Consider the following 23671-nt stretch of genomic DNA (forward strand, 5'->3'; position numbering starts at 1 on the left):
CCGGCGCTTGCGTTTGTCAGCTCGAAGGAGAGATGAAACGTGAAAGCGGCATTGTGGGAAATCGAAACCTTGACTATCACACGGCCGGTGAACCCTTCCGGATCGTGCCAGCCCTGCCCTTCCAGATTGAGGGCACCACGGCCCTCGAACGGCGGGAATACGCCATGACCGGCGACGCCGACAAGATCCGCCGGCTCCTCGTCAACGAACCCCGCGGCCACGCGGACATGTACGGCGGCTTCGTGGTACCCCCGGATGACCCCGGCGCGCACTTCGGCGCCCTGTTCTGGCACCGTGAAGGCTTCTCCACCGTCTGCGGCCACGGCACCATGGCGCTGGGGACCTGGGCCGTGCGCAGCGGGCTGGTTCGGGCCCCGGACGACGGCGACACCGACGTGGTGATCGACATTCCCTCCGGCCGGGTCACCGCCCGCATCACCATGCTGGACAGCAAGGTGTCCGAGGTGGCCTTCCACAACGTCCCGTCCTACGTGGTGGACCGGGACATTGAGGTCAAGACCGCCGACTTTGGCCGGCTCCGGGTGGACCTGGCCTGGAGTGGCGCACTGTACGCATCGCTTCCTGCCGCAACAGCGGGACTTGAGGTCACGCCGTCGAACTTGGCAAAACTGGTGGCCGCAGGGCACCAGGTGGCGGCGGCACTCGCCGGCACAGCCGCCGCCCACCACCCGTCGGACACGCGGCTGGAAGGCGTCTTTGGCACCATTTTCCACGAACCCATGGGCAGTTCCGGCCCCGGGCTGAGGCAGCGCAACGTCAGCATTTTCGCCGACGGCCAGGTGGACAGGTCGCCCAGCGGGTCCGGCACGGCGGCCCGGGTGGCGCTGCTGACCGATTCCGGCGAGCTCGCGGAAGGCGAGGTGCTGGAGCACTACTCCATGATTGATTCGCGATTTGCCGCGCAGGTGGTGGAACGGGCGCCGAAGGGGCTGGTGGTGGAGGTCAGCGGGCGTGCCTTCCCGGTGGGGGAGGGCAAGTTCACGCTGGATGCCGACGACGAACTCGGCCTGGGATTCGTCCTGAGGTGAGGGCCGGGCCGGGCCTCGTCGTGCAACGGTGTGAAAACTGGCACGATTGGCACATGATCATTGTCTTCCGGCCCGGCCCTTCCGACGTGGCGGTCCTGCCTTGAAAATCAAGACGCCGCTGGGTACGCGGGACGTCACGTTGGCGCAAGTGCTGAAGATCGGGCCGTCGCCGTTGCCATTGTGGCTGTCCTTTGTGGCGGCCGTATTTGTTACGGTCTCCGCGTTCGACGACGTTCGGCTGCTGTGGGAGGGTGACTCCGCCGGCAACATCTACTGGCTCGGGATTGCCGGGACCGTGGGGTACTGGGCCGTATGGATGGCGTTGGCTTTCGTGCCGAAGTATGTTGCCCCGGCGTTCGTGCTGATGCTTGCCATCATGCTGCCGCAGTCCTCCGTCGGCGGTCCGCTGCTGCTCGCCTTTGGCGCGGTCGCTGTGGCGTCCTACCGCGTTTCCGTACGCAGCCTGGTGGTCATGGTCGGAGGTTTCCTGACGTGGCAGATTGTGTGGGTCCTTGGGGTTGCCCACCTGGGGTCCTCCACATTGTGGGCCAATTTCCTTGTCATTCCGCTCCTGACTGCGCCAGGCCTCGCCATAAAGATGCTCCGGGAGAAATCTGTCCGGGCGGAGCAAACACGGCGGGAAGCCGAGATAACGGCTGCGCGCGCCGCACTTGAGGAGCGCACCGCACTGGCCCGCGAGTTGCATGACGTGGTCACACACGGGCTGACCATGATTGCCGTGCAGGCGAACCTTGGCACGCTGTCCAAGGACGGGACAGAGCAACATGAGGCGCTTGTCGAGATTGGCGGCATGGCCCGCCGTTCGCTCGATGATCTCCGCCGGCTGCTGCAGACCATGCGCGAGGAGGAACCGCGGGCGGCCGGCACTCCGGAGGCGGATTTCAGCGTCCTGACCAATCCGGCCCTCATCGATTTGTCGGAGAGCCTGGCCGAGGCGCAGCAGCGGCTCAACAACCTGGGCTTTCCCACCCGGGTCACCACGTCCGGAGACCTCGATGGCACACCCAACGGCCTGCGCTCGACAGTCCTGAGCATCTTGCAGGAGTGCACCACAAATGCCGTCAAGCATGCGGGCGTTGGCAGTGAATGCCGCATCACAGTGGCGGTGCAGGGCCAGTGGCTGGAAATGGTGATCGACAACAAGATGACTCGCGGCAAGCCGCGCCTTCCCATCTCGGGGACAGGGCTGGTGGGGCTGCGTGAGAGGGTTGCCAGGCTGGACGGGACCATCGACGCCGGGCCCGCCGACGGCTGGTGGAGCGTGCGTGCCGTGCTGCCGTTGGCCGGGCGCCACACCATCCATTAAGGCGTTTCAGGGTTGGATGGGGGCCGCAAAGCGGCAATATATGTTGTCCGTTTGGACAGTCTTTGCCGTTTTCGGTGTGTTTCGACTGTCCATTTGGCTCGATTTGGCCAGACTGGATTGTAGGTGGATGCACCAGACCGTAGCGTCAATTACGCGATGTGGTGGTTGGGGGTTCATCGAAAGCATCACACATTGGTCCACCCGCCCACGCACCAAGGAACAAGGAGCAAGACCATGAATATCACCCCAGTGTTGGTCAGCAGCCCCGCAGTCACGCAGCTCCGCAGCAAGCCCACCGGTATTTGGCCGTCGGGATCCTTCCCCACCAACGACCGCTAAGACTTGCCTGTTCCGGGATGCTCGGCGCCTGCACCGCCTGGCGTCCCGGGGCAGGCATGGTGAGCTGCGTTACGTAGACTGTCACCATGAGCTCGAATGTGGCAGAAGTCCCGTCCATTGACGTAGTCATTGTTGACGATGAAAAATTTGTTCGCGGCGCCTTGCGCACGTACCTGTCCCAAGCGCCGGACGTTGCTGTCGTCGCAGAAGGTGTCAACGGTGCCGAGGCCGTAACGCTGGCACATGAGCACCAGCCCGATGTCATGATCATAGACATCCAGATGCCTGTCATGGACGGCATCGCGGCAATCCGCCGCATCGTGGCGGAACTTCCCGAAATTCGGATTCTTGTGGTCACGGGCCACATTTCCGACAGGTACCTCAAGGCTGCCCTCATTGCGGGTGCCAGCGGCTACGTGGTCAAGGATGCCGAACCCGAGCGCATCATCTCCGCCGTGCGCCAGGTCAACGCCGGCGACTGCCCCATCGATGCCGCTGTCACGCACCTGCTGGTTGCCGACGTCCGCAACAGCCTTCCCGGCACGGCGGTCCGGCCCGACCTTGACCTGTCTGCCCGGGAGGAAGACGTCTTGCGGCTGCTGTGCGAGGGGTTGAGCAACAGCGAAATTGCTGCCACATTGTTCCTCTCCGAGTCAACAGTTAAATATCATTTGGTCCGTTTGGGCAGGAAGTTTAACGCGCGAGACAGGCTGCAACTTGTTGTAACGGCGCTGCGCACCGGGGCTGTACTGTAGGGACTCATCAGGGCCTGCCAGCAAAGACTGTCCAAAAGGATAGGTGCAGGACCGGCTTTTAAGGTGTCGCTCCGGCCAACCCGGACGTATGCTGGGAAGCCAGCCATGCCTTGGTGATCCACATCATAACTTCTTGAAAGGCACCGCCATGAAATCCCGTTTCACAAAAGCCAGTGTTGCCGCCGCCCTCGCAGCCGGCCTGATCCTCGCCCCCGGACTGTCCCCCGCCCAGGCCGCCACGTCCGATCTGGGCACTGCCGGCACCAGCATCTCAGGCACCTCGGTGAAGCCGCCGCTGTCGCTGGGCAACGGTCCCGTCAACGGCGGCGGTGGAACGGCCACCACGTACGGACTGTGGTTCGTTCCCTGTGACTGGATGGGCTTCCGCCTCTGCTAGAACATTCCCTTGGCGCCCGGTTGCAGGCTGCCCGGGCGCCATTGTTGTGCCCATGGGCACGCTAAGATGCCGGCGGGTGCACCTACGTTGTGACGGTGCGCAACTGGCTTAATGTGGCAACTTGCAGCGGTTGCTGACTAGTCCACAATGTGGCCGCGGCCGGCTAAAAGCCCTGCGACTTGCGGTAGCGCTGCATCTGCTGGTGCCTGCGGACCAGGCTGTCGCGGCGCGGGGTCTGGTCTGAGCCGGCCTCCTCGGCCGTCAGCTCTATGTGGTTCTGGCCAAACTGCCACAGCAGCAGGTCGTCCAGCAGCCGGTCCGGGCCGGGGGAGTAGCGGTGGTCCAGGGCCTTGCGCACATTGGAGATGATCTCCGGCTGCAGCAGCGCGGCAAGGTCCATGGTTTTGGCCAGCCCGTGGGCGGCGACCAGCTCGGCAGCCCAGCCCCAGTCGTCGTCGGCCTTTCTGTCAACGTGGGGGAGCAGGGTCTGCCACACCGCCTTGATCCGGTTGGGGGTCAGGGAAATGTTGCCCTCGCCGTCCTCATCCCAATAGCTGGTGACCGTCTCATACCTGTCATGCAGCTCCGAAAACGCCGACTCCACCGTCTCCAGCATGGCCGCAGTGGCCGTGAACTGCCGGTCAAAGTACGGGCTCCAGGCGCGGGGGTCCTGTGACTTGAAGCGGATGTCGTGTTCAATCTCGCTCCAGGCGTGCGCGAAGATGGTGCGGATCTGGCACTCGAAGAAGTAGCTGCCATTCGGCTTCGTGTCAGGATCAAGCAGCGACTGGTAGGCCCGCACCACATCGTTCTGGATGGTGCGCAGGATCAGGTGGCGGCTGGAATAGCCGTACGTGCCGGACTCGATCGAGCCGATATCCTTCTCGGTGTCGCCGCGGCAGTCGAAAATGCTGCGCTGGCGCTTGATCAGATTGGCGGCGACAGCGTTCTCGCCCGGAAGCGTGGTGATGACCCGCACGCCCACCATGTCCGTCAAGTTTCGCAGCGGATCCGGGAACTGCAGGGCAGGTTCGGCGTCCGGTTCGGTCACCATGCGGGAAGCCTTTTCGCGGAAGGACTCCACGGACTTGGTCCGGCTCGTGACAAACAGCGGCTTGTCCTCGGCCTCCGCCAGCACCTCCCGGACCAGCGACTCCATCTCCGCGGTGACCTTTTCCAGGGCGGGGCGGGTCCGTTCATAGTCCGCCACCGAGGCCATGACGGCAGGGCGCAGTGATTCGTCGAGCCGTTCCCAATTACTACTCATGCATCGAGCCTAAACGCCGCCGCCCACACAGGCGAGCAGCACCGCCGTCGTGCGTCACAAAAGGGGCCGCCCCGGGCGGGGCAACCCGCTGCTCGTTTGAAGGGCTGCGGGCGCGGGGACATCGTAGGCTAGTGGCATGTTGACTGTTATTGGCGAAGCCCTGATCGATGAAGTGGTGCAGGACGGCAAGGCGCCCGTCCCGCACGTGGGCGGCAGCCCCATGAACGTGGCCGTGGGCCTGGCCCGGCTGGGGCACCCGGTGCAGTTTTTGGGCCGGTTCGGCAAGGATGCGTACGGCGACATGGTGGCCGGGCACCTGCGCGGAAACGACGTGCTGGTGCCGCTGTCCCCGGATTCGCACCCCACCTCCGTCGCCCGTGCCGTCCTGGATGCCACCGGTGCGGCGAGCTACGAGTTTGCCCTCGATTGGTCGCTGCCGGAGCTGTCCGGGGCCGACGGCGCCCCGCATTTCATGCTGGCCGCCACCACGATGCTGCACACCGGATCCATTGCCACGATGCTGGCCCCCGGCGCGCAGCAGGTGCTGAACGCCGTCATGGGTGTCCACCCGCGGGCCACGATCGCCTTTGACCCCAACTGCCGCCCCACCATCATCACGGACGTCGACTACGCGCGGGAGCAGGCGGAGAAGTTCGTGGTGCTGGCCGACGTCGTCAAGGCCTCCGATGAGGACCTCGAGTGGCTGTACCCAGGCGTGGACCCCAAGGAATCCGCGCGCAAGTGGCTGGCCATGGGCGGCGCGGAAGGCCCCGCCGTCGTGGTTGTCACGCAGGGCGGCGGCGGGCCGTGGGCCGTGTGTGCCGCCGGTGAGGCATCCTGCGAGGTGCCGAAGGTGCAGGTGGTGGACACGGTGGGCGCCGGCGACTCCTTCATGGCTGCCCTGCTCTCCACACTGGTGGACCGCGAATTGGATGGCGCCCAGCGCCGGCCCGAGCTGCGCGCCATGAGCCGTGAGACCCTGGCCGAAATCATCGCCTACGCCGCCCGCGCCGCCGCCGTCACCGTCTCGCGCGCCGGGGCCAACCCGCCCAGCCGCGCCGAACTGCAAAAATAACCCGCATCGAGAGAGGCTGCCATGTTTGATTACGATCCCTATTCCTTCCTGACGCCCGTGCCGGAGTTTGAGGTGCGCAGCGACTCGTTCACGGATGGGGCCACCTTCGCCCCTGCCCAGGTCCACGCGGGCGCCCACCCCGGCGGCCGGGACCTTTCACCGCAGCTGTCCTGGACAGGCTTCCCGGAAGGCACGCGCAGCTTCGCCGTCACCGTCTATGACCCCGACGCGCCCACCGCCAGCGGCTACTGGCACTGGGCCGTGGCAAACATCCCGGCTTCTGTGACGGCGCTGGCGGAGGGAGCCGGCACGCCCAGTTCGCCGCTGCTGCCGTCGGGTGCGCTGACCCTGAAGAACGACGGCGGGTTCCCCGGCTACATGGGCTCGGCACCTCCGCTGGGCCACGGTCCGCACCGATACATGGTGGTGCATGCCGTCGACATTGAGTCGCTGGATGTCGGTGCGGACCCAACACCCGCGACGCTGGGGTTCAACCTGCACTTTCACACCCTGGCCAGGGCGCGGATCACGGGGCCGTACGAGGTGTAGCCGGGCGCCTGTACCCGGATATTTTGTGACGAAAGTTTACGCGCTGGGCACTGTCCAAACGGACATTCTTGGCGGCGGACTGGCAGCTTGGTGAACATAATTTGACGCGACCATTCAGCGGATTTTTAGATATTCAACGTGTAGGTACTTCGAGCAGACGCCAAATCCGTGCCGAATGGGGATCAATCCGTTGACAGATTTTCAGTATCTCGAGTCCGGGGCGGCATCTGACCAACTCTGCATGCGAAAGATTGCGGCCAGGTTCGATGGCAGACTATGGACATTGTTTGGCCAGCCGGCCAGCATCTGGTCTTGTAGATTGAAGGGGAATCTTGTGAGAAAGTTGTTGAGTGGAATAACACTTCTGGTGACGATCTGTCTGGGCGGATTGTTTGTAACTCCGGCCGCAAACGCTGCTTCGGCGGGGTTGGCGGGAACCGTTAATTGCAATGGAAGCTGGGCGACCTATTCGACGGTGCGGAAGACGACGCAATACGGGACAAGTTTCTACCTTGCTCAGGCCGCTGGCAGTGCTGGGAACCTTGTGTACAAAGCCGACTATTCCATGAACATTGGAATGTATATTGTGGCTATCGGCGTAAACCACAACAAATATTACGCTGGAGCGGGCCGCAATTACACATTGCAAAATGCCGGCTATGTCCTTGGGACTCGATTCACCATGCAAGCTCAGATGGCTCCATCACATGGAACGTGCTCAAATACGTGGAACGGGACGCTTAGCTACTGATGCGGAGAAGTTCTGTAAATTTGTCACCCATGGCTGCTGCCTTGGCGTGCGCACTGCTGCTGACGTCGTGTTCGACCAATGAACCACAAGCCTCCGCTACAGATGATGGCATCAAGTTGGTAACGTACGCCGACATGACCAAAGATTATGTGGACTCCCAGGCGGACTATCTCTTACCTGCGGCAGCAACTTATCCTGACATTTCAACGTTTAATCTATATTCCGACGGAACCTTTCAAGATGGCTTTGGCGAAGGCCGGGCCGTGTATATTTGGAATTGCGCGTGGGCGAGTGAGTATCTCAAGCAGGAGGACAAAAGTAGCGAATCTGCATTACATGCACTCGAAGTGTATGCATCCATGGAAAAAATGGACCCGTACATAAATGATTGGGATGATCAATCCATGAAGATTCCATTCGTAGCGATGGTTGAGAGTGCCAGGTTGGGTGATTCATCAGGTATCCAGCGGGATACAGACATCAACTGTCCTGGTGGAGACCCTCGGAGGTGACAAGTGCGTGCAACCGCAGCAGGTGTTTGGGCGCGTTGCCCCTTTCTAAAGGCGGAAAGTAATAGTGAAAATGCGTTTTTCCATCAGGTCCGGCTTCGTGCTGCTGGCGTTGTCTGTACTGTTTCCCGTGGCTGTGGCGGCCACGGTTGGCTGTTCTCCCGTACATGATGAGGTTCAGGGAGCGCAGCTGGCTGTGACGCCGAACGCGCCTGTGACAGTGGCTGTCCAGCGCAAGGACATGGCCTCCGTTCTGGTCCTGGATGGGGCAGTCCAGTCCAGGCCTGTCTATGTCATATCCGCGCCGGCAACTGGTGCGATGGCCTTTGCCGATGACGTGGCTGTTGGCGCTTCAGTCATGAAGGGCCAAACCGTAGGGACCGTGGACGACATCCCGGTCACTGCCGTTGAGGCGGGAGTGGTTTCCGAGTTGTTGGCGGAGCCGGGAGCGCAGGTATCTGCAAAGGTTCCCCTGCTGACGGTGAAGTACGGCGGCTTTGGGCTGCTGGCCCAAGTTCCCGTGGACAAATTGTACCGGCTGTATTCGGCACCTGTTTCGGCGCGCGCCAGCATCCAGTATGGCCCGGCCGGGCTTGGCTGCGCTCTGACGCCTGCCGCCGCCGACCAGGTTGCCGTTCCGGATGGCGGTTCGGACGGAGGCGTGGGGCCGGAATTCCTATGCCTGCTCCCGGCTGATGCGGACGTGGTTCCGGGCCTCTTTGGTTCCGTTGGCATTGCACTGGACAAGAAGCCGGGGATCCTCACACTTCCGGCCACTGCTGTCCGGGGTAGCTCCCAAAAGGGGGTTGTCAGCAAGATTGACGGTGGGTCAACCACGCTTGTTGACGTCCAGTTGGGTATTTCCGATGGCGTGGACGTTGAGGTCACGGGCGGTCTCAAGGAAGGGGACACGGTCTCCAACCAGGCGCCAGGCTTGATAAATGATGCCGCTCATTAGCGTCGACGGGGCTTCTTCCCATGTGATGCTGGCCTCGGGTGAGCAATTGACCATCCTTGACGGAATCGACTTTCAGGTCCGGGCGGGCCAGAAAGTCGCCATCTTAGGCCGCTCCGGCAGTGGAAAGACCACTCTCATGACGTTGCTGGGCATGATGAACAAACCCGACTCTGGGACAGTGGAAATTGCCGGACAGCAGTCAGGACAGCTCAGCGACACAGGACTTTCACGATTCCGCAGCGCCAACATTGGGTTTGTGTTTCAGAATTACTCGCTCATTCCGCACCTGGACGTGTTTCACAATGTTGAGATGCCGCTGGTGTACGCAAAAAAGTTCCATCGGCGGGAGTACAAGGCGCGTGTGCGTGCCGCACTGGATGCCGTGGGAATGATGGACAGGATCTCAGAAATGCCTGCCAAGCTCTCAGGCGGTGAACAGCAACGCGTTGCGATTGCCCGGGCCATAGTCACCGAACCAAAGGTTCTGCTGGCCGACGAACCAACCGGTGCGTTGGACACGGTGACGGCAGAAAAAATCCTGGACCTCCTGTGCACCATAGGTGGACAGGAAGACTCATGCCTGGTGGTGGTGACCCATGACCCCGAAGTGGCCCGTGACTTGGACGTCTCTTATGAACTGACACCCGGAGGCTTGCGTCCGCTGGCCGCAGCCGCGGAGGTGGCCCTTTGATCCGTACGATTCTGCTTGACCTGCGGGCCAGCAGGCTTCGGGTCACATTGACCGCCTTGAGCATGCTGCTGGGTGTGCTGGCTGTGGTGGGGGTGGCCGTTGGTGGTGTCATTGGCAGGGACGCCTTTGTTGGCCAGGCCGAGCAGGAGTCCGGCAGAGCGGTGACGTTTGCGCAAAACTTCCAAGTGGCTGCCAACAACGTGGACAGACTTCCTGCACTGGCTTCTGCGTTGGGGCAGCGAACCGTGAACTCAGACACGCGGACCATGGTGTCCGTGACAGGATCGACGCCTGTCACCTTAAGATCCACACCTAGTGCCTTGAACATTGCGTGGTCGTCGACAGATTCCGGGAACTTCTTCAGGCGGCCGTTGCTGGAAGGGAACAGTCTCTATTTTGGTGGCCGTCTGCCGCGTGGGATTACCCTCAACCAGCCGGCCAGAACGCAACTGGGAATTGATGTGGGCGGGACTTTCCAGGTTTCATGCCCGGGCAGCGGAAGCCGTGCCGTCTTCACCGTTTCAGGCATTGTTGATGACGGGGCAAGTGATCCCAACGGCTATTCAGCGCTTCCCCAAATACTAGACGTCTGCCCTGCAGCCCTGGTGGGCGCCAATGCTGAAATGCGTGTGCAAAGTGCCACGTTGGCGGAGTCCGCTGCTACAGGGGTGATGGCAGACTCGCTCCACTACACGCGGTTTGCGCCCCAGGGCGACGTCCGGAGGGCAGACACTGTTGACCAGTTGGAGAAAAGCATCGGCATCCTTTCAACTGTCTTCCTTGTTGCCGGGGTGGCGCTGCTGCTGGTGTCCGGGATCGGCATCTTGAACGTGGGGCTTGCCTCCGTGAGGGAGCGGGCCCGGGAGCTTGTGGTCCGCCGCGCCATGGGTGCATCAAAGGGCCACATCTTCATCCAGGTCATGGGCGGTGCGGTTGTGGTGGGGCTCGGCGTGGGTGCCCTCGGCACCGTGCTGGCAGTGGCCGCCACGTATGCCCTGCCGGGGTTTTTGTCCGCAAACGCAAGCATCGTTCAGGCGCCGGATTTCCCGTGGTGGGCCTGCGCCGTCGCACTTGGTGCAGCGCTGCTGACCACCATTGCCGGCAACCTTGCCCCCGCCGTGAAGGCAACACGCCTGCCGGTCGCCTCGGCCCTTCGCGAATAAAGCCCACCCCGCGCGGGAAGTTGGATAGCCTTGGGTATGCGTTTAATTGCCAGTGACATTGACGGAACCATCCTGGGCCACGACGGTAAGATCAGCGACCGCACCGTGGAGGCCTTCGCCGCTGCCGCCGAGGCAGGCATTGACATTGTGTTCGTGACGGGACGCCCGCCGCGCTGGCTGGACCCCATCCGGGACCGGCTGGGCCACACCGGCACCGTCATCTGCTCCAACGGCGCCGTCAGCTACGATCTCGGCACCGAGCGGGTCACCGGCGCGCACGTCTTGGACTGGGCCACCGTGGACCGGGTCCGCACCATCGTCAGCGAACTGGCGCCGAACCCGTATTTTGCGCTGGAGTCCCTCACCGGCTTCCATGTGGAGAAGGGCTTCCACGGCACCCGCGCGGCTGCCAGCGGCGAGTTCGTCCCCGGCCCCCTCACCCCGGACATGGCCGACGGCGGGATCGTGAAGATGCTCGCCGTGCTGCACGAGGGCAGCGCCGACGACTTCCTGGACCTAGTCAGCCCCCGGCTGAGCCCGCTCCTGGCCGTCACCCACTCCGCCCCGGACCTGGCGCTGCTGGAAATGGGGCCACTGGGCGTCAACAAGGCCGTGACCCTGGCCGAGTATGCGGCCGCCCGCGGCATTGAGGCGACCGACGTCGTGGCCTTCGGCGACATGCCCAACGACATCGAGATGCTCGGCTGGGCCGGTGCCGGCTACGCCATGGCCAGCGGGCACCCCCAGGCGATTGCGGCGGCGGCGCTGGCGGCCCCACGCTTTGAGGACGACGGCGTGGCCCGCGTCATCGAATCCCGGCTGGCTGCGCTGCGGCTGGCCTAGGCAACGCACACCGGAAGGCGGCAGGACATGGCGCAAGGCGGCAACCTACCAAATCGGCACACGGCACCCAAGCCGTACCTGGATAGCGCCCACCCGGTGGGGATAGCCCACCGAGGCTTCTCCCGCGACGGGCTGGAAAACTCCCTCACCGCCTTCCATGCCGCCCGCGAGCTGGGGTTTGCGTACCTGGAAACAGACATCAACACCACGTCCGACGGTGTGGCGGTGGTGTTCCACGACGCCACCCTGGACCGCACCACGGACGGCCGGGGCGCCATCTCGGAGCTGCCATTTGAGCAGGTGCGGGCCGCCCGCATCGGCGGCCGGGAACCCATCGCCACCCTGGACGAGTTCATTGAGGCGCTCCCCGGCGCCCGCTTCAACATCGATGTCAAGGACTCCGGCTCCGTGGCGCCGCTGGTCCGCGCCATCGAACACTACGGCCTGCACGACCGCGTCTGCGTCGCCTCCTTCTCCGAGCGGCGGCGCCGCAAGGTGCTGGCCGGGCTGAGCCGCCCGGTGGCCAGCTCGCCGGGGCAGTCGCTTATGGCCGCCTATTTCCTCTTGTCGCCCTGGCTGCCCGGCGCCCTGGTGCGGCGGCTGATGCGCAGCGTGGACGTGCTGCAGATCCCCGTGGCCCACAAGGGCCTGCGGCTCGTCACGGCGGCATCCGTTGGGCGCGCCCACCGGCTGGGCCTGAAGGTGCACGTGTGGACCATCAACGAGCCCGCCCGCATGGAGGAGCTCCTGGACCTGGGCGTGGACGGCGTCATGACGGACCGGGCCGACCTGCTGGCCGGTGTCATGCGCGGGCGCGGCTGGCAACCGTAAAGTAACAGACCGCAAGTTCAGCCCTGCCCGCAAGCGGTGGCAGGATGGGGGCATGCGAATTCTCATTGCCCCCGACAAATTCAAGGGGACCCTCACCGGGGCGGAAGCCGCGGCTGCCATGGCCGAAGGCGCCCTGCGGGTCTACCCCGACGCCGTGGTGACCACCCTCCCCATCGCCGACGGCGGTGAAGGCACCGTCGAGGCTGCCGTCGCGGCCGGGTACACGGAGCGCCTGAACGCCGTGGTGGGCCCCATCATCAAGCCGGTCGGCGCCGTCTGGGCGTTTCATGAAGGCAGCAAGGTCGCTGTCATTGAAACCGCCCAGGCCAGCGGCTACCTGCTGAGCGAGCCCACCGTGGAAAACTCGCTGCGGGCACACTCCTACGGCTGCGGCCAGCTGATCGCCGCCGCCATGGACGCCGGCGCCACCGAAATCATCATCGGCCTGGGCGGTTCGGCCATGTCCGACGGCGGTACGGGCGCCCTGCGTGCCCTGGGCCTCAAGCTCGTGGACGCGCAGGGGAACCTGGTGCCGCTGGGCGGCGGCTCCCTCGTGGACGTCGCGGCGATTGACGCCACCGGACTGGACCCGCGGCTCGCTGGAGTGAAGCTGCGCATGGCCGTCGACGTGGACAACCCCCTCTACGGCCCGGACGGCGCTGCCCACGTGTTCGGCCCGCAAAAGGGTGCCGACCCGGACGCCGTCGAACTCCTCGATGCCGGCCTGCGCAACCTGGCCTCGGTGGTCCGCGAGGCCACGGGCGTTGACATCGACCAGCCCGGGGCGGGCGCCGCCGGCGGCTTCCCCTCAACGTTCACGGCCTACGCGGGCGCCTCCGTGGAGCGCGGCTTTGACCTGGTGGCCGACCTGATCGACCTGGACGCCCACCTGGACGACGCCGACCTGGTCCTCACCGGGGAAGGCTCCCTGGACGTGCAGTCCCTGTCCGGGAAGGGCCCCCTCGGCGTGGCCGACGCCGCCCACGCAAGGGGGCTGCCCGTCGTCGTGGTGGCCGGGCGGATCACTGTGACGCCGGAGCAGCTGGCGCGGCACGGCGTGGTGTCGGCGGTGAGCGCCACCGACGTGGCCGGCTCGCCAGAGGCGGCGCTCGCCAACGCGGCCCGCTACACCACGCTCGCCACCTCGGAGGCGCTCAACGGCATCTGAAGCATCCCGTGAACATGCTGCTGCGGCCCCGAAACATCGATTTTGGGGCCGCAGCCGTGTTTCCGGCGGGAAGGACTCAATCACATCTCGGTTTGGTAAAACGGCTCTTCAGAATTGAGAGTGTAGTTTCGGTCTGAAGCCGCCGGATTCCAGCAGTGATCTGGCGACGTAGTTGGTGAGGTTGCGGAAGCCAAGGGCGGATCCTCGGAGGTGTTCCAATCTTCCATTAATTGCTTCAGTTGGGCCGTTAGAAGTTCCCGGACGGTCGAAGTACGCGAGGATGTCAGTTGCCCTGCGTTTGAGTGTTCGGCCCATCTTTTTCAGTTCTTTCAGAGCTGCAGGGACCCCGCTGCTGAGGGAATCAATGAGGGCTTGCATGAGCTTCTTACCTTGGGCCGGGTCTTCTGCCCGGTAAGCGGCGATCATGCGTTGATAGGCGCCCCACGTAGCTTCGACTTCGACATGTTTCTCCTCGGCGAAGAGATCAGCGATTCGCTTTTGTTGTTTCTCGGTCAGCAATCCTTCACCGGTATGCAGCGTCAGCCGGGCTTTGTAGAGCGGATCCCCGGCTCGTCCCCGATGCCCACACGTGGCCTGCTGCACCCGGCGACGGCAGTCATCGAGCGCGTCGCCGGCAAGACGGACGACATGGAATGGATCCATCACCGCAACAGCGGCAGGCAGCTCTTCGGCGGCAGCGCTTTTGAACCCGGAGAACCCGTCCATGGCCACGACTTCCACCCCGTCACGCCAAGCTTGAGGGCGTTCCTTCAACCAGGTAGCGAAGACCTGTTTGGAACGGCCCTCAACCATATCCAGCAGCCTGGAGGGGCCCTTTTTGTCGCGGACCGGGGTGAGGTCGATGATGACGGTGACGTATTTGTCTCCATGCCTGGTGTGGCGCCACACGTGCTCGTCAACACCGATGATCTTTACTCCGTCGAAGCGTGTGGGGTCATTGATTAGCACCCGCCGTCCTTCGGCCAACACGGCCTTGTTCGCGGTATTCCAGGACACGCCCAGCCCCTCGGCGACGCGAGCGACGGTGAGGTGCTGGCACACGATGCCTTCCAACGCCCACACCAGGCCGCGACGGGAAAGCTTTGACCGTGGTTCGGCCGCCTGGGTGGTGTCTTGCCGCCAGACATGACCGCACCCGGTACACCGATAGCGGCGGATCCGGACCAGCAACGTCGTCGGCCGCCAGCCGAAGGGTTCATGGCCGAGTTCCCGGGTCACTGTATCCCGCGGGATACCTTGGCCGCCACACTTACGGCACCATTCATCCGTGGCCACCACCCGACAGGCAATCACAGCACGATCAGGAGCAAGGAACTGCCCGGTCGCTTCCAGACCAAGCCTGTCAAGGCGGCAGAAAGTAGTCAGGTCAGGGCATTGAAGAGTAGCGTTGAACACGAGGGCCTTGCTGTAGAAAAATCTGGATCTAGACAATCTGATTCTCTACCAAGGCCCTCACCTATACCGAAACGAGTTCCTCGCCCGGATTCATCACTGACCAACCCCACCTACACCCTGCATTCGGAAGAGCCGGTAAAACTGTTGACATCAAAACGCGTAACATGTCATATTTTACTGATTAGCGAAGTGTGATCTACCCGACAGCAGGCAGCATGCGGGAGTATCCGTGTGGCTGGCTTTGCGTTGTTGCGTCAAAGGAGATGTGGACAATGAAGCTTCGAATTCCCCGTGCACTCGGCATGGCCGCAGTGGCCGCAACCGTCCTCGCCACCACGGCATGTGGCGGCATTCTCGGCGGGGGAGGTGAGAAAACCGCGGACTCCGGCCCCATCAAGGTTGCAGCCGTCATCCCGCTGTCCGGATCCAGCGCACCCACCGGCGCGTTCATGAAGAACGGCATGCAGATGGCCGTCGACGAGATCAACGCCAAGGGCGGCGTCCTGGGCCGCCAGCTCCAGCTCGACGCCGAGGACGAGGCCTGCGATCCCACCCAGGCCGCGGCGGCCGCCAACAAGGCTGTCTCCAACGGTGCCGTGATCTCCGTGGGCGGCTACTGTTCCGGCGCCACGCTGCCAACGCTGCCGATTTTCCAAAAAGCCAACATCCCCATGATCATTCCCGCCGCCAACTCGCAGGACCTGGTCAACCAGAAGCTGCCCAACGTGTTCCTCATCAACGGAACCGGTGCGCAGCAGTCCGCGGCCGCCGTGAAGTTCATGGTCAAGGACGGGGTGAAGTCCGTGGCACTGGTGGATGACAACACCAGCTATTCCAAGGACATCGCCACCGAGACCAAAAAGGACCTGGAGGCCGACGGCAACGTCAAGGTTGCCCTGGCCACCTCGGTGACTGCCGGTGAAAGCGACTACTCCTCCGTGGTCCACGACATCATGGGCGCCAACCCGGACATGCTCTACTGGACCGGCTACTACCAGGAGGGCGGGCTGATCATCAACCAGCTCAAGGCGGCCGGCTACACAGGCAAGATCATGGTGGCCGACGGCAGTGTTGACGCCTCCCTGATCAAGATCGCCGGCGGCTCCAACGCCGAAGGCGTCCTCGCCACCATGACCCAGACGCCGGACACCATCAAGGGCGCCGAGTCCTGGATTGCGGACTACACCAAGAAGTTCGGCAGCGCCCCCGGCCCGTACTCCACCCAGTCCTACGACGCCGTCCGACTGGCAGCCGAGGCCATCACGAAGGCCGGCAGCACCGACGGCACCAAGGTCATCGCCGCGCTTGAAGCCATTGACGGCTTTGAACTGTTCTCCGGACCGTTGAAGTTCACGCCGGAACACACGCTGTCCAGCGGCGGATTCCAGATCCTCGTGGTCCAGGACGGCAAGTTTGTCCTCAAGGACGCCCTGAGCTGACCATCCGCAACCGGCGGGCCGCGAGCCCGCCGGTTGCCCTGGTTCCCCACCGGTTTCAACGCCAAGGCAGGACAAGCATGACCCAACTCATCTGGAACGGCCTCTTCGTGGGCTCGTTTTACGCACTCGTCGCCCTGGGCTATTCCATGGTCTACGGCATCATCAAGCTGCTGAACTTCGCCCACGGCGACATCTACATGCTCGGCGCCTTCATCGGCTTCGCCATGCTGACCTCCGTCGGCGTGATCCCGGCATCCCTGTCCATCACGGCGCTGCTCATTGTGCTGCTGCTGGTCATGATCAGCACCGGCGCCATCGGCGTTGCCATTGAGCGCGTGGCCTACCGCCCGCTGCGCAACTCGCCCCGCCTGGCCGTGCTGATCACCGCAGTGGGCGCATCCTTCACCCTGGAATACGGCGTCGCGGCCATGGCCGGACCCAACCCGAGGGTGTTCCCCGTGCGCCTGGAAGGCCAGACCTTCGACGTCCTCGGTGCACGCATCTCCGCACCCCAGATCGTCCTGATGGTCGTGGCGATCATCCTCATGCTGGGCCTGAACTCCTACGTCCAGCGCACCTCCATGGGGCGGGCCATGCGGGCCATCGCCCTGGACCCCAAGGGCTCGCTGCTCATGGGCATCAACGTCAACAAGGTCATCACCTGGACATTCTTCATCGGCTCCGCGCTCGCAGGTGCGGCCGGTGTCATGGCCGGGGCCTATTACGGAAAAATCGACTTCCTCATGGGCTTCATCATCGGCCTGAAGGCGTTCACCGCAGCCGTGATCGGCGGCATCGGCAACATCAAGGGCGCCATGCTCGGAGGACTCCTCCTGGGCCTCCTGGAAGCGTTCGGTTCACAATGGCTGGGCGGGCAGTGGCGCGACGTCTTCACCTTCGCCGTGCTGATCCTGTTCCTGACCTTGAAACCCACCGGCCTGCTGGGCGAACGAGTGACGGAGCGTGTCTAGATGAGCGAGAACGTAGATTCCTCCACCGCCCCCCGGCTGATCGGCAAGCCCGCCAGCGCCGTCTCCCGGCTGTTTGAAAGCAAGCAGCTGGGCTGGGCCGCCTTCGCCATCGCGGTCGTTTTCCCCTTTCTAATCGCCAACAACTACGCCATGAACATCGCCACGACGGCCGTGATCTTCGTGCTGCTGGCCTCCGGCCTGAACATGGTGGTGGGCTACTGCGGGCTGCTGGACCTGGGCTACATTGCCTTCATGGCGGTGGGCGCCTACACGGCGGGCATCGTGTCCAAGGCCTTTGAGCTGCCCATCCTCTACACCATCCCGGCCGTCATCATCATGTGCATCCTGTCCGGCCTGGTCATTGGCGGTCCCACGCTGCGCCTGCGCAGCGACTACCTGGCCATCGTGACCCTGGGTTTCGGCGAGATCATCCGCCTCACCGCCAACAACCTGGACATCACCGGCGGCCCCTCGGGCATCTACGGCATCCCGGGCATCCAGCTGTTCGGCCTCGACCTGTCAGCCCCCGTCCCGTTCTACTACTTCTGCGTGGTGGTGGTTTCCCTGCTGGTGCTGGGCTCGGCACGCCTGGGCAAGTCGCGGCTGGGCCGGGCCTGGCGCTTTGTCCGCGAGGACGAGGACGCCGCCGAGGCCATGGGCATCCACACCTACAAGGTGAAACTGGCCGCCTACATCTTTGGCGCGGTTTGGGGCGGCTTCGGCGGACTGTTGTTCGCCGCGCACCTCTCCGCCATCTCGCCGCAAAGCTTCGTGTTCCTGCAGTCCGCACTGGTCCTCATGGCCGTGGTGCTGGGCGGCATGGGCAACACCCGCGGAGTGGTGGTGGGCGCCGTCGTCATTTCGCTGATGCCGGAGCTGCTGCGCGACATGGGCAACCTGCGCTACGTCATCTTTGGTGTGGTCCTGGTGGCCATGATGGTCCTGCGGCCCCAGGGTTTCTGGCCGGCCCGGGCCTACGAGCCAGAGCGGCCCGTCCACGACAATGATCCGCCGGGTGGCGGTCCCGGGAGGCCCGACGGCGGCACGCGCCCGGGTGCCCGCGGCCGCAGGAGCCGTGGCGCCGGCGCCACCGGGGCGGACAGTGCGAAGGGAGGGGCGGCATGAGCCCGCTGCTTGAGGTCAAGGACCTGCAAATTGCCTTTGGCGGCGTCAAGGCTGTCAACGGGCTCAGCTTCACCGCGGACGCCGGAGAAATTGTCTCCGTGATCGGGCCCAACGGTGCCGGAAAAACCAGTGCATTCAACTGCATCACCGGCTTCTACAAGCCGGTCAGCGGGTCCGTGACCGTGGACGGCCAGGATGTGACGGGCAGGCGTCCGGCCGTGATCGCCGCGACAGGGGTGACCCGCACGTTCCAGAACCTGCGGCTCTTCCCGGACCTGACGGTGCTGGACAACGTCCGCGGCGGCATGCACTTGTACGGCGGGCAGAACTTCATGGACTCCCTGTTCCACACGCCGCGGTTCAAGAAAAGCGAGGCGTACTACACGGAGGAGGCCCACCGCTGGCTGGACTTTGTGGGGTACAAGGGCGGGCGCGGCATCCCGGTCCGCAACCTTGCCTACGGCCAGCAGCGGCAGGTGGAGATGGCCCGGGCCATGGCCCGCAAGGCCAAGCTGGTGCTGCTCGATGAACCCGGCGCCGGCCTGAACCACTCCGAAAAGCAGGACCTGCTGGCACTGTGCCGCAAGATCCGGGACCTGGGGGCCGCCGTCGTGCTCATTGAGCATGACATGGGCGTGGTCATGGAGGTCAGTGAACGGATCGTGGTCATGAACTTTGGCAAGGAGATCGCCGACGGCACGCCAGCGGAGGTCAAGCGGAACCCGGCGGTGATCGAGGCTTACCTGGGCAAGGACGACGATAGTGAGGCGGGCGCCAGCCCGGCGGCCAGGGACAGTGCCGCGGACAACGAACCGGAAGGGGGCGGAGCCTGATGTCGATGCTTGAATTTGAGAACGTAGAGGTGTTTTACGGCAAGATCCAGGCGCTGCGCGGCATGAGCATCCGGGTGGAGGAAGGCGAGATCGTCTCGCTGCTGGGGAACAACGGGGCGGGCAAGACCACCACGCTGTCCACGGCCTCGGCCATTGTGAAGGCGCATTCGGGCAGGATCAGCTTTGCCGGCTCCGACATCACCCGCGCCAAGCCCTGGGAAGTGGTGGCCGGCGGGCTCATCCACGTGCCGGAAGGGCGGCGGATCTTCTCCACCCTGACAGTGGCGGAAAACCTGCAGCTGGGCGGCTACCTCGTCAAGGACCGCGGCGCCGTGGCCAAGCGGATGAAAGAGGTCTATGAGATGCTGCCGCTTCTGGCCGAGCGGCGCAGCCAGCAGGGCGGCACCCTTTCCGGCGGCGAGCAGCAGATGCTCGCGATCGGCCGCGCGCTCATTGCCGGTCCCAGGATGCTTATGCTGGATGAACCATCCATGGGGCTGGCGCCGCTCATCGTGGCCCAGGTAATGGAGGTCATCAAGGACGTCAACGCCAACGGCACCACGGTTTTGCTCGTGGAGCAGAATGCGCGGGCGGCCCTGAAGATCACCAGCCGCGGCTACGTCATTGAGGGCGGCGCCACCACCATGACCGGAACGGGGCCGGAACTGCTGGCCGATTCAAGGATTGTGGAGGCATATCTTGGCGCCTGAGCCTGGCACGACGCGCGACGAGGTGGCGCAGGCCGCGAAGTGGACGGTCAAAACGGTGGACTACCACACGGGCGGGGAGCCGTTCCGGATCGTGCCGGAACTTCCCTTCGACATCCCAGGTGCCACGGTCCTGGACCGCCGCCAGGCCGCCCAGTCCGGCCCGGCCGACGTGCTGCGCCGGCTGCTGGTCAACGAGCCGCGCGGCCACGCAGACATGTACGGCGGCTTCATCGTCCCGCCAAACGACCCCGGCGCCCACCTGGGCGTGCTGTTCTGGCACAAGGACGGCTTCTCAACCGCCTGCGGCCACGGCACCATTGCGCTCGGCGCCTGGGCCGTGGAGTCCGGACTCGTCAATGCCCCGGACGACGGCGAAACGGACGTGGTCATTGACGTCCCCTCGGGGCGCGTCACGGCCAAGGTGACGACGGTGGCCGGCCAGGTTGAGGCCGTCACCTTCGTCAACGTGCCCTCCGCCGTCACGGCGCGCTCCATCACCGTGGACACCGAAGCCTTTGGCCGGCTCGAGGTGGATGTGCTGTGGGGCGGCGCCCTGTACGCCTCACTTGCCGCACAGGCAGCGGGACTGGACGTCACGCCGTCGGACTTGAACAAGCTGATCGAGGCGGGGCGGGCGATCAAGGCCGCGCTCGCAGGCCACCCCGCGGCACGTCACCCCCTCGAGCCGCGGCTGGACGGCATCTACGGCACCATTTTCCACCAGGCCATGGACCCGGTGGACGGCAACCTCGCACAGCGCAACGTCACGATTTTTGCCGACGGGCAGGTGGACCGCTCGCCGTGCGGCTCGGGGACGGCGGCCCGGGTGGCGGGGCTTGACGACTCCGGCGAGCTGGCGGACGGGGCAGTGCTGGAGCACTTCTCCATTGTTGACTCGCACTTTGCGGCACACGTGGCAGCCCGGGAGGAGTCCGGAGTGGTGGTGGCGGCGGTGCGCGGCACCGCGTTCGAGGTGGCGCGCTGTTCGTTCACGCTGGATGCGCGGGACACCCTGGGGCTGGGGTTTGTGCTGCGGTGAGCCGCGCCGGGGCCGCGGCTGCGGAACGTATCGGCGGACCGCTTGAGAGGATGGGGCCATGAACGAAACAAATTACATCATCCCTGGCATGGCCGTGACCGACTTCTTCACCGAGGTCCCCCTGGACTGGTTTGACCCGTCCTCGACCGCGACCATCAAGGTGTTTGCACGCGAACTGGTGGACCCCGTCCGCCGCGGCCAGGAACTGCCCGTCATGGTGTTCCTGCAGGGCGGCCCCGGCGGGAAGGGGCCCCGGCCGCTGGGTGCCACCGGCTGGATCGGCCAGGCACTGAAGACCCACCGCGTGCTTCTGCTGGACCAGCGCGGCACCGGCCGCAGCACCCGCATCGACGCCGCCACCATGGCCCGCTTTGGCGAGGGCCCGGCAGCGGATGCCGCCGGCGCCGACTACCTCTCACGCTTCCGGGCGGACTCGATCGTGTCCGACGCCGAGCACATCCGCAAGACCCGCTACGCCGGCCGCCGCTGGTCCACCATGGGGCAGAGCTATGGCGGGTTCCTGACGCTGACGTACCTCTCGCGCGTGCCCGAGGCCCTCGACGCCTGCTATGTCACCGGCGGGCTGGCCAGCATCTGGCCCGACGCCTCCGAGGTCTACCGCCGCACCTTCCCGCGCACGGCCGGGAAAAACCGCCAGTTCTACGCCCGCTACCCGCACCAGATGGAGCAGGTGGCAGCCATTGCCGATTACCTCGCGGCCCATGATGTCCGCCTGCCCGACGGCGACCGGCTCACCGTGCGCCGCTTCCAGACGCTGGGGATCGACTTCGGCATGAAGCCCGGGTTCGAGCGCATGCACTGGCTGCTCGAGGAGGCCTTCACGGACGAGGGGACACTCAGCGACGGCTTCCTGTCGCAGGTGCTGGCGCGGACGTCCTTTGCCGAGAACCCGCTGTTCGCGGCGCTGCAGGAGAGCATCTACTCCCATGGCGGCAACGGCCCCACCAATTGGGCCGCCGAGCGGGAGCGGGCCAACCACCCCGAGTTTGCCGAAGAAGCCCGCCCGCTCTTGTTCACCGGCGAGATGATGTTCCCCTGGATGTTTGAGGAGATCCGCCTGCTGCGCCCCTTCGCGGGCGCCGTCAACGAGATGGCCCGGCGCGCGGACTACAGCGAGCTCTACGACGTGGAGCGGCTCGCCGCCAACGAGGTGCCCGTGGCTGCGGCCGTCTACTACGACGACATGTACGTCGACGCCGGGCTGCAGCTGGACACCGCGGCCGCCGTGGGCAACGTGCACGCCTGGGTCACCAACGAGTTTGAGCACGACGGCATCGGCGACGACCGCGTCTTCGCCAACCTGCGCCGGACCGTGGACAGCCTCGGCGGCCCGCTGCAGTAACACGTCCCGTCGTGCGGCGCTGCCCGGTGCAAAATAGTCACCCGAAACTCCTAGTGGAATGTGACATTGTACTGTTAGGCTGATCTCGTAATGCTTTGTTGGCAGCGCCGCCGGCACTCTTTTTGCGGACTGCGCAGCCTGCGCCCCCATGGCGGCCCCACCTGCAAGGAGACATTCATGACCACCCGCACCCAGCCCTGGCAGGGCATCCACGTTGCCACGGCACTTCCCTTCAATGACGGCCTCAGTGTGGACTACGCCGCCTTCGGCGAACACGTTGCCTGGCTGGCGGCCAACGGCTGCGACGGCGTCTGCCCCAACGGCTCGCTCGGTGAGTACCAGACCCTGACTGACGAGGAGCGGGCCAAGGTGGTGGAAACCGCCGTCGCCGCATCCCCGGAGGGCTTCACCGTGATGCCCGGCGTCGCTGCGTACGGTGCCGCGGAATCCCGCCGCTGGGCGGAGCAGGCCCGCGACGCCGGAGCTGCGTCTGTGCTGGCCCTGCCTCCCAACACCTACCGGGCCGACGCCGACACCGTCGTGGACCACTACCGTGAGGTGGCCAAGGCCGGCCTGCCGATCGTGGCGTACAACAACCCCCTGGACACCAAGGTTGACCTGGTGCCGCCGCTGCTCGCCCGCCTGTACGAGGAGGGCCTGATTGTGGCCGTGAAGGAGTTCACCGGCGATGTCCGCCGCGCCTACGAAATTGCCGAGCTGGCCCCCGGCCTGGACCTGTTGATCGGAACCGACGACGTGCTCCTGGAGATGGGCCTCGCCGGGGCCGTCGGCTGGATCGCCGGCTACCCCAACGCCATCCCGCAAAGCACGGTGGAACTGTACAACCTGGCCACCAGCGGCAGCATGGATGACATTGCCACGGCACTGCCCATCTACCGCGACCTGCACCCGCTGCTGCGCTGGGACTCCAAGACCGAGTTTGTCCAGTCCATCAAGCTCTCCATGGACATCGTGGGACGCAAGGGCGGCGCCTGCCGCCAGCCGCGCCTGCCGCTCTCACCCGAGCTCAACGCCCGCATTGCGGCCGACACCGAGGCCGTCCTGGCCAAGGGCTACAAGTAAGCCACACCCGAAAAAGAGGT

Annotated in this window: 24 protein-coding genes; 22 read left to right on the forward strand and 2 right to left on the reverse strand. The window is 64.7% G+C overall.

Annotation, left to right across the window (positions count from 1 at the left end; genetic code table 11):
* Positions 1 to 32: 32 nt before the first annotated feature.
* From JOF48_RS08015 to JOF48_RS08030, 4 genes are all read left to right on the forward strand, one after another.
* Entirely contained in the window at positions 33 to 1049 is a 1017-nt protein-coding gene (locus JOF48_RS08015; protein ID WP_209679304.1) for a proline racemase family protein, read from the forward strand.
* 100 nt (positions 1050 to 1149) lie between these two features.
* Positions 1150 to 2376, forward strand: a complete 1227-nt coding sequence (locus tag JOF48_RS08020; protein WP_209679308.1) for a sensor histidine kinase — start codon at positions 1150 to 1152, stop codon at positions 2374 to 2376.
* A 425-nt stretch (positions 2377 to 2801) separates the two neighbouring features.
* Entirely contained in the window at positions 2802 to 3470 is a 669-nt protein-coding gene (locus tag JOF48_RS08025) for a response regulator (RefSeq protein ID WP_209679311.1), read from the forward strand.
* 148 nt (positions 3471 to 3618) lie between these two features.
* Entirely contained in the window at positions 3619 to 3867 is a 249-nt protein-coding gene (locus JOF48_RS08030; protein ID WP_209679314.1) for a hypothetical protein, read from the forward strand.
* A gap of 163 nt (positions 3868 to 4030) precedes the next feature.
* Here JOF48_RS08030 and JOF48_RS08035 read toward each other — a convergent pair whose 3' ends face one another.
* On the reverse strand, positions 4031 to 5134 hold the full coding sequence (locus tag JOF48_RS08035; protein WP_209679317.1) for a GTP pyrophosphokinase: 1104 nt from the start codon (positions 5132 to 5134) through the stop codon (positions 4031 to 4033).
* A 136-nt stretch (positions 5135 to 5270) separates the two neighbouring features.
* Here JOF48_RS08035 and JOF48_RS08040 point away from each other — a divergent pair, with 136 nt between their 5' ends.
* The 10 genes from JOF48_RS08040 to JOF48_RS08085 all read left to right on the forward strand — a co-directional run bounded on the left by JOF48_RS08040 (position 5271) and on the right by JOF48_RS08085 (position 13672).
* Positions 5271 to 6209: a PfkB family carbohydrate kinase gene (locus JOF48_RS08040; protein ID WP_209679320.1), complete on the forward strand. Its 939-nt coding sequence runs from the start codon at positions 5271 to 5273 to the stop codon at positions 6207 to 6209.
* Between the two features lie 21 nt (positions 6210 to 6230).
* Entirely contained in the window at positions 6231 to 6758 is a 528-nt protein-coding gene (locus JOF48_RS08045; RefSeq protein WP_209679323.1) for a YbhB/YbcL family Raf kinase inhibitor-like protein, read from the forward strand.
* A 334-nt stretch (positions 6759 to 7092) separates the two neighbouring features.
* Positions 7093 to 7509 carry a hypothetical protein gene (locus JOF48_RS08050; protein WP_209679326.1) on the forward strand — a complete coding sequence of 139 codons (417 nt, stop codon included), beginning with the start codon at positions 7093 to 7095 and terminating at the stop codon, positions 7507 to 7509.
* 29 nt (positions 7510 to 7538) lie between these two features.
* The gene (locus JOF48_RS08055) at positions 7539 to 8021 is read left to right on the forward strand and encodes a hypothetical protein (protein WP_209679329.1); all 483 of its coding nucleotides are present in this window, start codon (positions 7539 to 7541) and stop codon (positions 8019 to 8021) included.
* A gap of 70 nt (positions 8022 to 8091) precedes the next feature.
* A complete protein-coding gene (locus tag JOF48_RS08060) occupies positions 8092 to 8976 on the forward strand; it encodes an efflux RND transporter periplasmic adaptor subunit (protein WP_209679332.1) in 885 nt (294 codons plus the stop codon).
* The gene (locus JOF48_RS08065) at positions 8960 to 9667 is read left to right on the forward strand and encodes an ABC transporter ATP-binding protein (protein ID WP_209679335.1); all 708 of its coding nucleotides are present in this window, start codon (positions 8960 to 8962) and stop codon (positions 9665 to 9667) included. Before JOF48_RS08060 ends, JOF48_RS08065 begins: the two co-directional genes overlap by 17 nt.
* A 671-nt stretch (positions 9668 to 10338) precedes the next feature.
* The gene (locus JOF48_RS08070; RefSeq protein ID WP_209679338.1) at positions 10339 to 10830 is read left to right on the forward strand and encodes an ABC transporter permease; all 492 of its coding nucleotides are present in this window, start codon (positions 10339 to 10341) and stop codon (positions 10828 to 10830) included.
* Between the two features lie 36 nt (positions 10831 to 10866).
* Positions 10867 to 11673 (forward strand): HAD-IIB family hydrolase, encoded by an 807-nt coding sequence (locus JOF48_RS08075; protein ID WP_209679341.1) that lies wholly within the window; start codon positions 10867 to 10869, stop codon positions 11671 to 11673.
* Positions 11674 to 11700: 27 nt separating this feature from the next.
* Positions 11701 to 12504 carry a glycerophosphodiester phosphodiesterase family protein gene (locus tag JOF48_RS08080; RefSeq protein WP_209679344.1) on the forward strand — a complete coding sequence of 268 codons (804 nt, stop codon included), beginning with the start codon at positions 11701 to 11703 and terminating at the stop codon, positions 12502 to 12504.
* Between the two features lie 52 nt (positions 12505 to 12556).
* Complete coding sequence (locus tag JOF48_RS08085) at positions 12557 to 13672, forward strand: glycerate kinase (RefSeq protein ID WP_209679347.1); 1116 nt, start codon at positions 12557 to 12559, stop codon at positions 13670 to 13672.
* A 108-nt stretch (positions 13673 to 13780) separates the two neighbouring features.
* Here the strand turns inward: JOF48_RS08085 and JOF48_RS08090 are convergent, their stop codons facing one another.
* Positions 13781 to 15088 carry an ISL3 family transposase gene (locus tag JOF48_RS08090; RefSeq protein ID WP_209684305.1) on the reverse strand — a complete coding sequence of 436 codons (1308 nt, stop codon included), beginning with the start codon at positions 15086 to 15088 and terminating at the stop codon, positions 13781 to 13783.
* A gap of 272 nt (positions 15089 to 15360) precedes the next feature.
* Here JOF48_RS08090 and JOF48_RS08095 point away from each other — a divergent pair, with 272 nt between their 5' ends.
* From JOF48_RS08095 to JOF48_RS08130, 8 genes are all read left to right on the forward strand, one after another.
* Positions 15361 to 16527 (forward strand): branched-chain amino acid ABC transporter substrate-binding protein, encoded by a 1167-nt coding sequence (locus JOF48_RS08095; RefSeq protein WP_209679350.1) that lies wholly within the window; start codon positions 15361 to 15363, stop codon positions 16525 to 16527.
* A gap of 77 nt (positions 16528 to 16604) precedes the next feature.
* The gene (locus JOF48_RS08100; RefSeq protein WP_209679353.1) at positions 16605 to 17498 is read left to right on the forward strand and encodes a branched-chain amino acid ABC transporter permease; all 894 of its coding nucleotides are present in this window, start codon (positions 16605 to 16607) and stop codon (positions 17496 to 17498) included.
* Positions 17499 to 18623, forward strand: a complete 1125-nt coding sequence (locus tag JOF48_RS08105) for a branched-chain amino acid ABC transporter permease (RefSeq protein ID WP_209679356.1) — start codon at positions 17499 to 17501, stop codon at positions 18621 to 18623.
* Complete coding sequence (locus tag JOF48_RS08110; protein WP_209679360.1) at positions 18620 to 19456, forward strand: ABC transporter ATP-binding protein; 837 nt, start codon at positions 18620 to 18622, stop codon at positions 19454 to 19456. Before JOF48_RS08105 ends, JOF48_RS08110 begins: the two co-directional genes overlap by 4 nt.
* Positions 19456 to 20166: an ABC transporter ATP-binding protein gene (locus JOF48_RS08115; protein ID WP_245346451.1), complete on the forward strand. Its 711-nt coding sequence runs from the start codon at positions 19456 to 19458 to the stop codon at positions 20164 to 20166. The genes JOF48_RS08110 and JOF48_RS08115 overlap by 1 nt, the downstream gene beginning before the upstream one ends.
* Positions 20156 to 21205: a proline racemase family protein gene (locus JOF48_RS08120; RefSeq protein WP_245346452.1), complete on the forward strand. Its 1050-nt coding sequence runs from the start codon at positions 20156 to 20158 to the stop codon at positions 21203 to 21205. The genes JOF48_RS08115 and JOF48_RS08120 overlap by 11 nt, the downstream gene beginning before the upstream one ends.
* A 58-nt stretch (positions 21206 to 21263) precedes the next feature.
* Complete coding sequence (locus JOF48_RS08125; protein ID WP_209679362.1) at positions 21264 to 22568, forward strand: alpha/beta fold hydrolase; 1305 nt, start codon at positions 21264 to 21266, stop codon at positions 22566 to 22568.
* A gap of 177 nt (positions 22569 to 22745) precedes the next feature.
* Positions 22746 to 23651, forward strand: a complete 906-nt coding sequence (locus JOF48_RS08130; RefSeq protein ID WP_209679364.1) for a dihydrodipicolinate synthase family protein — start codon at positions 22746 to 22748, stop codon at positions 23649 to 23651.
* Positions 23652 to 23671 lie beyond the last annotated feature (20 nt).

This window comes from Arthrobacter stackebrandtii (genome assembly GCF_017876675.1).
Classification (GTDB): Bacteria; Actinomycetota; Actinomycetes; order Actinomycetales; family Micrococcaceae; genus Specibacter; species Specibacter stackebrandtii.